Annotated in this window: 16 protein-coding genes; 12 read left to right on the top strand and 4 right to left on the bottom strand. The window is 32.4% G+C overall.

All coding sequences use genetic code 11. The features are described 5' to 3' along the window. The first annotated feature begins 5 nt into the window (after positions 1-5). Positions 6-1,166 carry a hypothetical protein gene (locus tag QZU75_RS08630; RefSeq protein WP_296883053.1) on the top strand — a complete coding sequence of 387 codons (1,161 nt, stop codon included), beginning with the start codon at positions 6-8 and terminating at the stop codon, positions 1,164-1,166. Positions 1,167-1,170: 4 nt separating this feature from the next. Next, positions 1,171-2,442, top strand: a complete 1,272-nt coding sequence (locus QZU75_RS08625) for a hypothetical protein (RefSeq protein WP_296883051.1) — start codon at positions 1,171-1,173, stop codon at positions 2,440-2,442. Here the strand turns inward: QZU75_RS08625 and QZU75_RS08620 are convergent. Beyond that, a complete protein-coding gene (locus tag QZU75_RS08620) occupies positions 2,437-2,721 on the bottom strand; it encodes a hypothetical protein (RefSeq protein WP_296883050.1) in 285 nt (94 codons plus the stop codon). The two genes, QZU75_RS08625 and QZU75_RS08620, sit on opposite strands and share 6 nt — an antisense overlap. A 15-nt stretch (positions 2,722-2,736) precedes the next feature. Next, positions 2,737-2,976 (bottom strand): hypothetical protein, encoded by a 240-nt coding sequence (locus tag QZU75_RS08615; RefSeq protein WP_296883048.1) that lies wholly within the window; start codon positions 2,974-2,976, stop codon positions 2,737-2,739. A 133-nt stretch (positions 2,977-3,109) separates the two neighbouring features. On the opposite strand from QZU75_RS08615, the gene QZU75_RS08610 reads away from it, so the two are divergent. Further along, entirely contained in the window at positions 3,110-4,372 is a 1,263-nt protein-coding gene (locus tag QZU75_RS08610) for a DNA cytosine methyltransferase (protein WP_296883046.1), read from the top strand. Between the two features lie 8 nt (positions 4,373-4,380). Here QZU75_RS08610 and QZU75_RS08605 read toward each other — a convergent pair whose 3' ends face one another. Beyond that, the gene (locus QZU75_RS08605) at positions 4,381-5,829 is read right to left on the bottom strand and encodes a MutH/Sau3AI family endonuclease (RefSeq protein ID WP_296883044.1); all 1,449 of its coding nucleotides are present in this window, start codon (positions 5,827-5,829) and stop codon (positions 4,381-4,383) included. Between the two features lie 109 nt (positions 5,830-5,938). Between QZU75_RS08605 and QZU75_RS08600 the strand changes: the two genes are divergently transcribed. The 9 genes from QZU75_RS08600 to QZU75_RS08560 all read left to right on the top strand — a co-directional run bounded on the left by QZU75_RS08600 (position 5,939) and on the right by QZU75_RS08560 (position 11,318). Next, positions 5,939-6,208, top strand: coding sequence for a hypothetical protein (locus QZU75_RS08600; protein ID WP_296883043.1), 270 nt, complete (start codon positions 5,939-5,941; stop codon positions 6,206-6,208). 11 nt (positions 6,209-6,219) lie between these two features. Continuing rightward, positions 6,220-6,492, top strand: coding sequence for a winged helix DNA-binding protein (locus QZU75_RS08595; RefSeq protein ID WP_296883041.1), 273 nt, complete (start codon positions 6,220-6,222; stop codon positions 6,490-6,492). Between the two features lie 139 nt (positions 6,493-6,631). Continuing rightward, positions 6,632-7,033 (top strand): hypothetical protein, encoded by a 402-nt coding sequence (locus tag QZU75_RS08590; RefSeq protein ID WP_296883040.1) that lies wholly within the window; start codon positions 6,632-6,634, stop codon positions 7,031-7,033. A gap of 277 nt (positions 7,034-7,310) precedes the next feature. After that, positions 7,311-7,805 (top strand): hypothetical protein, encoded by a 495-nt coding sequence (locus QZU75_RS08585; protein WP_296883038.1) that lies wholly within the window; start codon positions 7,311-7,313, stop codon positions 7,803-7,805. Positions 7,806-7,816: 11 nt separating this feature from the next. Then, positions 7,817-8,755, top strand: coding sequence for a hypothetical protein (locus tag QZU75_RS08580; protein ID WP_296883037.1), 939 nt, complete (start codon positions 7,817-7,819; stop codon positions 8,753-8,755). Between the two features lie 14 nt (positions 8,756-8,769). Continuing rightward, positions 8,770-9,696: a hypothetical protein gene (locus QZU75_RS08575; protein ID WP_296883035.1), complete on the top strand. Its 927-nt coding sequence runs from the start codon at positions 8,770-8,772 to the stop codon at positions 9,694-9,696. Between the two features lie 242 nt (positions 9,697-9,938). Next, the gene (locus tag QZU75_RS08570) at positions 9,939-10,340 is read left to right on the top strand and encodes a hypothetical protein (protein WP_296883034.1); all 402 of its coding nucleotides are present in this window, start codon (positions 9,939-9,941) and stop codon (positions 10,338-10,340) included. A 27-nt stretch (positions 10,341-10,367) separates the two neighbouring features. After that, positions 10,368-10,529, top strand: coding sequence for a hypothetical protein (locus tag QZU75_RS08565; protein ID WP_296883032.1), 162 nt, complete (start codon positions 10,368-10,370; stop codon positions 10,527-10,529). Positions 10,530-10,769: 240 nt separating this feature from the next. After that, positions 10,770-11,318: a hypothetical protein gene (locus QZU75_RS08560; RefSeq protein WP_295614637.1), complete on the top strand. Its 549-nt coding sequence runs from the start codon at positions 10,770-10,772 to the stop codon at positions 11,316-11,318. Here QZU75_RS08560 and QZU75_RS08555 read toward each other — a convergent pair. Then, entirely contained in the window at positions 11,310-12,410 is a 1,101-nt protein-coding gene (locus tag QZU75_RS08555; protein ID WP_296883030.1) for a hypothetical protein, read from the bottom strand. The genes QZU75_RS08560 and QZU75_RS08555 overlap by 9 nt on opposite strands. Positions 12,411-13,286: the final 876 nt, after the last annotated feature.

Genomic DNA, 13,286 nt, shown 5'->3' with positions numbered 1-13,286 from the left:
TAATTATGGACGATACAATTGTTTTGTTGGAAGAGCGAAAAGAGATTACAACATTCCTATTAGATGAGGGAGATATAACGGAAACCGTTAATGTTATTCCAAGCGGTAGTGTTAAAGCTTATGATTATTCCGGAGTAAAGATTCATGCTGAAGATGTTGTAACTCTATCAAGCAAATCTCAAATAGGAAAAATTCATGTGAGAAGATACTGTGAAGATAATGAGGACTGCTTAATCATGGGCATTGCCGTTAACAATCCAGTTACAATGACTGGAGGAAAAAGAAAAACGGCTATTTTAATTCTAGGCCATATATTTAGATTTAAACTAGCTAGTGGAATTAAAAACATTAATGTTAAAGACAGAATAGCATTAACACCAAATGGAGCGGTCGTTAATGATGCAGGAACATGCTTTGCAATGCATCCTGTAGAAGATTCAGATAAATATAATTTTATTGAAGTTTTTCTTCCTTACAATTCTTCAGCCTGTAAATCAGAGCCAATACCTCCATGCGGAACTTACTGGGAGACATTATCTGATGAATCAATAGCTGATATATCTTCTGACTTTGAAAGCAATTTCATTAATGCATATGCTGCAAAAAATGTAGGCTTAGCTAGTGACAATGCAGGAGAGTTTTATTTAACTGGTGAGCCAAGTTTTTTTGAAGATCCAATTTTCATAGGAGCACTAGTCAAACAAGGAAGCCCTGTATATTACAATGATCCAATGCAAATCAAATTCAAATTCAAAATAGACGGGTATTATAATTATGGTGGCTTTGGCTTCTGTGTCAACACAGATGGAATTGGCGGAGTCTACATTGGAGTAATAGGTTCAAAGCCGGGAATTTTAGGCATTGGTGATTACTTGGAAGACCTCTATACGATATCAGACAGTTCTGTAACTCTTGAAAAGAATGCTGAGTATAGTGTAATATTTACAAATAATCCTGAAGATGAGAATTACGTGATGAAACTATATGATGAAAACAATGAATTAATATCAACTGTATATTTCCTAAAATCATACATATACGATAATCCATACTCTGATGTGGATAAAACTAAACCACTGCATTTCGGAAATGTACAACAATCATGGGGTAATTATTTAAGTAAATTTACCATTAAAGAGGTTGAAATAAAAACTCCAATAAGGTGATAATATGGTAGAGACAACAAACTGGATTGAAATCGGAAGAGTACAAGGTGATACAGGGCCGAAAGGAGATACTGGTGATACAGGTCTTGGAACAACAATAAAAGGCAGCTATTCAACATATGAAGAATTAATAGCTGAACATCCAACAGGAGATGCTACAGATGCATATCTTGTAGACGGCGAATTATACTACTGGAATGATAATGAAAACGAATGGATGAGTGCGGGTTCCATAAAAGGAGATAAAGGTGATAAAGGGGACACAGGTGAAAAAGGTGATAAAGGAGATACTGGTGCGAAAGGCGATACAGGAGACACGGGTCAGACTGGAGCAACTGGACAAAAAGGAGACACAGGACCTAGAGGTGAAACTGGAGCAACAGGAGCTACTGGAGATACTGGTCCGGCCGGGGCAACTGGCGAAACTGGGGACACCGGTGCTACTGGTGCTGGTCTTAATATTAAAGGTTCGTATAATACTTACGAGGAATTAATACACGACCATCCAACTGGTAATTCTGGGGACTGCTATTTAGTCAACGGCTCCCTTTATGTTTGGAATGGAAATGCTTGGGAAAACGTAGGAAGCATAAAAGGAGATACAGGTGACACTGGAGCCAAAGGTGATACCGGAGATACAGGTGTTAAAGGCGATACTGGAGACACAGGTGCAACTGGGGATAAAGGAGATACTGGAGAAACCGGTCCTAAAGGTGATATGGGTGATACTGGACCTCAAGGATTAAAAGGCGATACAGGAAATACGGGGGCCAAAGGGGATACTGGAGATACAGGTGCGAAAGGTGATACTGGTGCAACTGGAGATAAAGGAGACACTGGTGATACTGGACCTCAAGGATTAAAAGGCGATACAGGAAATACGGGAGCCACTGGAGAAACCGGTCCTAAAGGTGATACAGGTGTAGGTAGTGATGAGGAAGCTGGATGGAAATTGCCAGTTGATGAAATAAGAACAACAAATACATTACCAACGGGCGTTAGTGCAGGTTATCGTGTAGCTATTGTAACAAGCTCAGTAATGGTCATTAAAGAATATAATGGAAGTTCCTGGGATACTGAAAGTCTTGATCCATACAGTGTAATTCCATTAAAACATTCTGGTGATATTCAGATGTATTTAGCTAAATCTTCAGGGCCTGTTTATATGGGTGTTGATTATGGTGTTTTCGGTAAATTCAGATTCATGACTCAGGCAGCATATGATGCGCTACCTTCATATGATAACGATACTATTTATTTTGTAAGAAGTTCATAATTGGCTTTTTAAATCATATAAGCCAATACTGTCAAAGTCAGGTGTTAATGTGGCTGAAACATCTTTTATTTGGCTTAAAGTAAATGTTCCCATTTCTTTTTCTATTCCATCTACAAGGCCATATAATAGATAATCTCCATTATCAAGTTTTTCACCAGCTAGAACATACCAATCCCAATCACCATTGGTAAAGCGTGCAACAATTGGTGGATTATCCATTTTATCTGCATCTTCGATAGTTGGTAATTCAATATTATTTTTTTCAAAAACGTCTGTCATGGTATAGCTCCATAGCTAGTTCTTTTCTAAAATTAATTTTGCATCTTGTCCATCGCCATAGATAGTTTTAAGTGAGTATTCATCAGAACAACTTTCTTCTAACTTACTTTGAATTTCTCCAAGTTTGTCAAATGAATCCATTAACTCTCCATCAATAACAATATTAAATGTGTAATCATCTATTTTAGAAACATTAACTCTTGGGTCTTCTGCAATAATATCTATTGTGTTATGTATTTTTTCTAGATCGTCCATTAATGTTCACCCTTAAAATTTGAATTCAATCTTATTATTTTATTTGATTTTTCAATTAAAATACTTTTCAAATGATCTCGTTAATTATTAATATAGTTGTTAAATAAATATAATAGATGTCGGAGAAATTAATATGGATAAAACTGTCGTTGAATTATTTGCAGGTGTTGGAGGATTCCGTTGTGGATTTAATGAGGTAACTTTTGACGGTAATGAAGTTACAGAAAAACCTAATTGGGATTTCGTTTGGGCTAATCAATGGGAACCATCCACTAAAACACAAGCTGCATTTGATTGTTATTGTGAAAGATTCGGCGAATCTGATAATCATGTATGTAAAGATATTAATGAAATCACTACTAATGAGATAGATATAATTCCAGAACATACTCTTTTAGTTGGCGGATTTCCATGTCAAGATTATTCTGTAGCAAGGTCTTTATCAAATGAAAAAGGTATTGAAGGCAAGAAAGGTGTATTATGGTGGGATATAGCTAAAGTTTTAGAAGCTAGAACTCCTTCATTCGTTTTACTTGAAAATGTAGATAGATTACTTAAATCACCTTCAACTCAAAGAGGCCGTGACTTTGGAGTAATGTTAAGGTCATTTCTTGATAATGGTTATGCTGTTGAATGGAGAGTAATTAATGCAGCAGAATATGGTTTTCCTCAAAGAAGGAGGAGAGTATTTATTTTCGCATATCATGAATCTACAAATTATTTTAAAAAGATGGTTAATATTCCAGCAAAACAAATTATCTATAATGAGGGTATTTTCGCATCAACTTTCCCAATAAGCGATGCTGAATTAGGTGATGACAATGAAAACATATCTAAATATGAAGACATCGTTTACATCAGCGAAGAATTTAAATTTCCATTCCTGAATGCCGGATGCATGATTAATGGAGACATTCATACATATAAAGTTGAACCTAATTACTTTGGTGAATATAAAACATTGGGAGATATTCTTGAAAATAATGTTGATGAAAAATATATTATATCTCCTGAAAAACTTGAAAAATGGAAATATCTAAAAGGTTCTAAAAGAATTGAAAGGAAAAAACCAAACGGTGAAACTTATTGTTATTCTGAAGGAGCTATTGCATTTCCAGATAAATTAGATGTTCCTGCAAGAACAATGCTTACTAGTGAAAGCACAACAAATAGAAGTTCCCATATAATTGGCGTTGATGAGGAAAATGATATATATAGAACATTAACTCCTGTTGAAACTGAAAGGATTCAAATGTTCCCAGATAACTGGACTAACGTTGAATCTAAAGCCATGACCGAAAGAAGAAGATATTTCATGATGGGTAATGCTTTAGTTGTTGGTATTGTTCAAAAGCTAGGAAAACATTTAGAAAAAATCGTTGAACAGGAAGATTAGCTATTATCTTAAATATAATCTTCACTATCTAATTTTTCAACAATATAAAGTCCTTTGACCCACATTTGTTGTCTATACATTTTAATTCCATTTAATGTCAATGGTTTGACGTCTGATGTTGAACTAGTTCCTCTAACAAAAACATTTCCTTCTGAACTCTTAGGGAAATTAGGGGCACTCATAATATTTCCACTTCTATTTTTACGTGGTTGTCCATTTTTGTCCAGGACAATAACATCCTCTAATTTATCATTAACAACAAGATCTTTAATTCTTTCCCAAGTTTTACGAACATCATTTTCAATGAATTCTTCATCAAACGTGATCATTTTAAATCCTAAAAAGTTATTTTCATTCCATTTTGCTTTAGCATGAGGTCTTTGGAATATTATGCATAAAAATCGATTATTAGCGAAGTAATCATAAGATTGTGATTCTTCGAATTCAATATCTTCACTAAACTCGCTAAAATCAATAGTGAATAGCTTCATATCTTCTTTTCTTAATCCTCTTTCCGTTAATGTTAATGTTTTACCCATAATACCTAATTTACTAAATAATTTTATGCCTTGCATTTTTTTAGAGGTTCCACCAAACATCTTAACAATAATCTGTTCACCAATAGACTTATTAACGGTTTTAACATTAATATTCAATAAATCAATAAGTTCCTGAATTGATTTTCCTTTATATTGTTCTGTTAAGTTGTGACAGGTTTCATCAATTTCAGAATAAGATGTATATGTTTTAGGTAGTTGTTCGAGAGTTTCACCAAAGTGATCTTGTATAATTGAAGATACAACAGTTCTCTTTAATCTAAATCTAGGTTTATGCGGCCATTTAGGAGCAGTATCAATATACATTAACTTTGGTCGTAATTCATAGGATATCCTTGGATATTCATCTTCATAATTATCAAATTCATCCTGTAAGTATCTTATAAAGTTTCTAACTATAGTCCAGTCATTTTTTAATATCTCTGTGTCTTCAGAATTGAATTCATAAAATTGATATCCCTTAATTGGAAAGTTTGCATACCCTGCTGCTTTAACGGTAGTTGGTGAATCATATAAATAATAAACAAATAATAAGTGAGCTAGTTTATGCCAGAAATTTGAATCATCAAAAGTTTCATCAACAATAACATCTGGTGAAACGGCAGTAATGCTCATAGGTTCTTTAGCAACAAATTCGGTTTTATTCTTTTTATATTTAATACCAGTTGTCTTTAATTCTACTTTAACACCATCAACATCCAAATCAGGTTCTTGTCTAGTATCTGGAGGATAACCTAATACAGATTGTTCAATAACATCTCCAGCTATTCCTGTAATCTTAGGATGTATCTTTGTCCTATCAAAAATATTATTAGAATCAACTTCACCTAATGTTTTATTGAGGCATTCATCAAGAATTCTTTCCAAATCCTTTTTATGAAAAAAATGATAATTTGACATATATCTTCACAGTCTATATGGGGCTTTTGAATGTAGTTTTGTGTTCGGTAAGATATAAATCTAATTAATTATTAAATTATTAATAAGTGAGTATATAAGGAATGAAATAATGGATGATAATAATCAAAATTCAATAGTAGATGATATTATTAATTTCTTTGAAAAATTTGGTGCTTCTAATGAATTAAGTAAAAGAAATTCCGACACTGGAGAATTCTTTTCAGAAGAATATTGTAATTTTATTTTAGACCTTGGAAAAAAATATGGATTATACGATGAAGTTAAAGAAGCAAAAGATGTTAATTATATTTTAAATTTAGAAGATGATTTATCCGACTTTTTTAGAAATAAACTAATTACTACATTTAACATAGAATAAAGTGATCATATATGGAAATATCAGATGAAATGTTAAAAGAAATTAGCTATGTAGAAATATCCAAATATAGGAAAAAAGTAATGAAAGCTTTAGAAGATGATGTAAAGATTCCTTCTCAAATAGCTAAAGATTCAGAAATTAGACAAAACCATATTTCAAAAGTTTTATCTGAATTAAAAGCTCATGAACTAGTTGAATGTATTAATCCGGAAGTTAGAAAGGGTAGACTATATAGACTAACTCCCAAAGGGGATGAGCTAGTTAAAAACATTAATGCTGATTAATCTATTTTTTTATAATAATTACCTTTTCATATAAATATTGCTCTAAGTCGGTAAAATTACAAGGTGAGGGCAATATTGCCTTGGACTTATATCAAAAAGCATTTATAATCGTTTATTCATATAATACATAGTGATTATTATGAATAACGATAGAATAAAAAAATATGATGAACTTGATGTTGATGAAAAGGAAGTTCTTGATAGCTTTAGAAAAATGAAGCTAATGTATGACCATGCCAGATTCAAATTACATAAACTTCAGGTTGAAGATCTCATTAATGATTATGAGCAGCTAAAGAAATTACGTGAAGAGATTCAGGTCAAATACTTTTCAATTTATGAAGAGTTACTTGCTGAAGATTTAATTGAAGGCGAATTAGATGCAGGTATCTGGGGCATTACGCGAGAACATGAAAATGAGGTTTGGGATTCTGAAATAAGACTAATCAGCGATATTAAAAGGGAATTTGATATGGCCATTGGCATGATTGAAAGTGGTGAGGCTGAGCAGGCTATTATTGCTGATGAAAATAATTTATAGTATCATTAACATATATATTATTGAAAGCAAATCATTCCGACTTTTTGTTTTCCATAGAAATAAGTCATTTAAATTTCACTAATTATCCTTAACAACTATTTTTGGCTTATTTCTATTCTATCCTTTAGCTATTCTATTTTTAAACCGTTAATGTCAATCGTTAATGTTAATGTTAATCTCCACGCAAAATTAAAAAAAGTAGCCATTATATAGAGATATTTATATAACATAAATAATAAATTATATAATATTTAATATAAGTGGAGGACTAATAATAATGCCAGATACAATTGTTTTACTTGAAGAAAGAAAAGAAGTTACAACTTTCTTATTAGATGAAGGTACAATTACTGCAACTACTGTAACAACTCCAACTGGAGAAACACCAGGATATGAGTATGCAGGCAATAAAATCAAAGTTGATGACGCTGTAACATTATCAGCTAACTCAGACATTGGAAAACCTACAGTTAAAAAATACACCGCAGCTGAAGGCGAAATTATTTTAGGTATTGCAGTTAACGATCCAGTTACCATGACTGGTGGTAAAAGAAAAACATCCATTCTTGTATTAGGCCATTTATTCAGATTAAAATTAGCTAGTGGATTATCAAACATTGCCGTTAATGATAAAATAGCTTTAAGCAGTACTGGAGCTATTAAATCTGAAGACGGTGAATATATTGCAATGCACCCTGTAGCTAGTTCTGACGATTACAAATACATTGAAGTATTCAGGCCATACGATATTGGAACCACAGGCCAAACATAAGGTGATAATGAATGATTACAAAAGGAAATAATACCAAAGTTCAAAATGAGGTAATAGCTCAAACTATTACTGATGAAACTGCAAAAAGATTGAAGTTAGCTAGATTGTTTCCTAAACAAGAGATTAAAGAGAACTCTGATTATTATACTTACTTTAGACAAAACATTAATCTTGATGAAGCTATTAAAAAAGGTCTTCTTGGTGAGGCTAAAGACATTGCTCCTGGTGCATCTTTACAAGAACTCAACATTAGAAAACCAGTAACAGACACTATTTCCATTGATACTGTTGGTGGTGTCCTTAACGTTAATAAAGATGTATTCGACAGTGATATTGTTTCATTTGAAGATTTATTAGGTGATGTAGCTACTGTTATTGCTAATCGTATTGAATTTAACATTTACGATACCATAACAAGCTCTCCAAACGTTCCTATCTATAATACAAGTGAAACTCAGGATACTATGGATGCTTACGGTAAATTTGTTATCAAAGCACAGGAAGCATTCAAAGGTAACGCTGGTGCTGGCGCTGACTTAACAATAATGGCTGAGTCATACAAAACTTTAAGCTATGTTAAACAATTAGCTTACGCTTCAAATAAATTGGTTCAGCCTGTAGAAGATATTAAAGAATATTACGGTATTGATAATATCGATCTTTTAGGAACAACCCAAGCTGACGGCGGATCATTAATAGGTGACAAGGACTATATCGGATTTGATCTTCGTAATGCACCGTTAACAGTATTGTACTCCAAATCTTCAGGAACTACTGTTGCACCTATTACAAGTGACGAGAACATTGCAGACTTCTATCCGCTCATTGAAATAATGAGAAAAGACATTTACGATGAATTACCTCAATATACAAAATTATTTATACAATCAAAAGTAGGAATATTATTAAATAAACCTGGACTTGCTTTGAGAGGTACTTGCAGGCCATAGGAGGGATACGCTAAATGATAACAAAAGGAAATGATGTTAAAGTACAAAACGAAGTAATGGCTCAAATTGTTGCTGACACTTCAGCCAAATGGATGAAATTCACCAGATTACTTCCAAAGCAAGAGATAGAAGAAAATTCACAATACTATACCTATATGTCTCAAAGAGTCAATATAGAGGAAGCTATTCAATCTGGCGTGCTTGGAGAGGCTAAAGACATTGCTCCAGGTGCTACCCTTCAGGAATTAAACGTGAGAAAACCAATCAGTGAAACTATCTCCATTGACACTATCGGTGGAGTATTAAACGTTTCCGCTCAAATGCTTGATTCCAATTTAATCTCCGTTAATGACATGCTTCAGGATGTAGGTATTCTTATCGGCCGAAGTATTGAAAAGGCAGCTATTGACATGATTGAAAACTCATCCAAAGTTGCCACATATGATTTTGAATCAAGTGATGATACCGGTATGACCATCCTCAAAGCTCAGGAAAAATTCAAAGAATCAGCCGGAAGCTATGCCAACTTAAACAGTATGGCCGTAAGCTACAAATCATTAACAACTTTAAAATCAGATATATTTTCAAGCAATAGACAAGTTGAACCGGTAGAATTAATCAAAAGCTATTACGGTGTTGATAATATTGATATCCTTGGAACTGCTGTCTGTGATGGTGGTTCTGAAATGGGTGATAAAACCTATATTGGTATGGACTACATTAATCCAGGAATGAAATTGTTATACTCCAGGACTACAGGAACAACCGTTGCACCTTTAGGTCCTGACGGTGAGATGTACGATTTCTATCCATTAATTGAATTTATGAGAAAAGACATTCGTGATGAATTACCTATGTATACAAAGCTATTCATACTTTCCTCCGTCGGTGTGTTAATGAACGCACCAAATAGAATAATCAAAGGTAATTTCAGAGCATAAACGCCATAATTTAATCTCCTGAATATTTGCCCTTTCGTTAAGAGATGCGTGTAGGGGGAAAAGAATATTACTATCTCAGGTTGATATAGTGGAGTTTTGAATTGTTTTCTTCACTACATCTTCTGCTAAGAGTTTAATGACTCCAAATTCCTTAACTGCGGGGATAATCACCCTCTCCCCGCTACCTATTTCTAAAAAAATATAAACGGGTAATAGCTATAATATATAGTAGAGGCTATAAAATGAAATTATTTTTAGATAATGAAAATTCATATGCAGCAACAATAACAGTCAAAGGTAAAGAAATACAATTGCTGTTAATTGAATCTAGCATATTAATTGATTCATCTCAAATAGCTAAAATATTTGATAAAAAAGAAAAGACAGTAGCTACTAAAGTTCAGAAGTCCAAATTAGAGAAATACGAAACTGAAAACATCAAGCTATTGAAAAACTATGGATTAATGCATCCAGATGCAATTAAACCAAAACCATTCTATGATTTAAGACAGATGCTGGAAGGACCTGCACAATACTATTTCAAACAGAATGATGAACTTGATCTTATTGATGTTATTGTTAATGTTGCAATTGGAAAACATCGTGAATGGATCCATAACCGTGACATTAACGCCAACCATTAACTAATGGAAATCTACTTTTTAAAACTCGTGCATATATATCGGGGGTTAAAATACAAATTCAAATCCAATACCCCTTCCGTTAATGTTAATGTTGCACCATTAAATCTAACAGCTATTGATGATACATTAAAAATATCTTATCAAAAACATAGAATATTCATTCCAGTAAAAGAATTATTTTTCCAGTAATGAAATATCAAACGTTAATGTTAATGTTGCTTTATCCCAACCAACATCTAATTCTTCAGTATATACCTATTGCGACTCACTTCGTTCCGTCGCAACCTGTCCAACAGAGTTGGACAGCTTATTATGAATTGACAACAATCTTTATATATCACCAACAACATATTATGTAATAACACTATTAATGTAATTACATTATTAAAGTAACTACATTTAGAAAAAAATCTTCAGGAGGAAATTAACATGGATGACGAAAAATATGAAGCAATAATAGCAAAACAACTGGAAAGAGAAAACAATATCAAAGAGCTCAAAAAAGACTACATTGACGATATTGAAAATCCTAAGAAACAGATAACTGTTAAAATATTTCCAAATACTCACAAGAAGTTAAAAGTAATTGCAGCATCTAAAGATACATCATTAGAAAAGATAGCTACAGCTATTGTGGAAAATAAAGTCGAGGAATTAGATATTGTTGATTACGTGAAAAGAGCATTTGAGAATGCTGAAGAGTTTGAGGAAGGATTCGACTGGTTAAAAAAAGAAGATGCCGATAATTCCACTTACGACCTTAACGATAAGATTTTGAAAAAAGGCAGGCCTAGAAAAAGGATTAACGTTAAAGTAACTTCTGAAACTCACATAAAATTAAGAGTCCTCTCAGCTATTCAGGACAGATCTCTGGACAAAATAGTTGGTTCCATTATTGAATATGAAATAGGCGAGGAAAATAAAATTAACACATCCAAATTAATGGATGAGCTATTGTTAGTGTTAATGTTAAATTAAGGTAACGTGGTCTTTAGGTACATATTCTATTGTTTCTGTAGGTTCTTTTTCCACCTCTATCTCTTCGAGTTCTACAGGTTCTTTATCTTTAACAATAGTTTTGTGCCTACCACTAAATAATACACTTGTTCTTGATAATGAGCTTGCATCTCCAAGTAAATGGTTATAATCTTTTGCAAGTTCATTATATTTCAATTTATGAGCATTTAATTCTTGAGTATATGCTAAAAGCATTTGTGCTTTTTCTTCAGTATTCTTTACATCAATTTCAGATTTCTGAGTTGCAAGTTTCATATCAACTTCAGCTTTTGTTTTGTCGAGTTCAACTTCAACTTCTTTAATTTTATCTTTAAGTTCTTCAAGTGCTTCAAAATGTTCTTTAGGTGAGATATAATCTTTAAGGATTGATAGAGATTGAACTTTTTCTGTTAATTCATCTATATGTGTTTGTTGTTTTTCAATGGTTTCTCTTAAATCTTTTTCTTTTGTGTCGAAACTGGATTGGAGTTCGCTTTTAGTTTCTTTAAAGCTAGCATTTAAACCAATGATATTATCATTTAACAATTTATTGGTTTCATTGATCTTGTTATTGGCATCTTTCAATTGATCGTTTTCTTTAATCAATTCTTCATTTCTGGCTGCAAGGTCATCTGAAGATCCAATCATTTCTTCAAAGGAATTTTTCCAATACTTCTCTTGACTCTTAGCAGCTTCAAGATCTTCTTTTAATTTTTCCATTTCATCTTTATCATAGACTTTAGGCTGAGCTTTAGCATCTTCAAGTTCTTTTCCAAGATTATCAACTCTAGCTTTTAGATTTGAAATCATTGCATCTTTTTCCTGAAGTTCACCTTTCAAATCTTCATCGTTAATGTCAGCTTCAAGTTCTTTGATTCTAGCTTTATAGTCATCTATCTCATCTAATTGCTTCATTAAGTCAAAGTGTTCAGCTTCAGAGATTACATAGACTTTTTCACCAATTCCAAAAACAGAATTTGGAAATCCAATCCTATTTGCATTGGCGGTATTTTTCTTAACTTCAAATTCCCTGCCAATAGCTTTGTCTGTTTTTTCAAGAGTTTTTTCATCCATCCTATTTCACCTAAATCCTTAACATACATATTTTTATCACAACTATATTTTATAGGTATTGCAATTAATTGCAATTTTATTGCAACAGAAATTGCAACAGTTGCAACTGGAATTGCAACACTATTTTGAAAATTGCAACTTTTGAACAACGTCACAAAAACTTGAAAATTGTTTAATTTTGAGATTTTGAGAAAAAAAGAAACGGCAACTGGCATTTTTCCAGGTATGCTGTTTGCTTGCAGAAACGATTAATTATTATGATACTTGTACTACAATATATGTATTATATTACAGTATTGCAATTTTGCGAAAATAGGGGGTAGTCTGGACATACTGATGTGCCACTTGACATACTGCACTTTCGCTATGTAGTACAATAATTTATATACATTCGTGCATACATTCACAATTGCAATAATTGCAACACCAAAATAATGAATTGCAACTTCAAGGAAAATGGGGTCAAAATTGCAATTATCGATATTTGGGATTTTGAAAATTGCAATTAATTGCAACAAAATTGCAATTCATGTATGGAAAATTGCAACTAAATTGCAATTTCTCTCTGACGTTAAATTTAACTTTCTTAAAATTACAATTGTTCAATTTTATTATAATATATTAAAAAATATTGAACAATTAAATATAAAAAGAATTGCAATAATTGCAACTCAGATTCCACATTTCATCCTGAAAATTTTGGCAGTTGCAATCGGATTGCAATGAAGTTGCAACAAAATTGCAATAGTTGAAACAGGAATTGCAACAGCAATAATCGACTCTTTCAAAAACTTTGTTGATTTAAAATTTTTTGATTAAAGTTAGTTATGAACTTTTAATCCTGTTTAAAAACAGTTAAATTTAATAAGAAATTGG

Source organism: uncultured Methanobrevibacter sp. (assembly GCF_902764455.1).
GTDB lineage: Archaea > Methanobacteriota > Methanobacteria > Methanobacteriales > Methanobacteriaceae > Methanocatella.
Note: the sequence above shows the minus strand (reverse complement) of the source record. Positions and strands in the feature narration are given on the sequence as shown.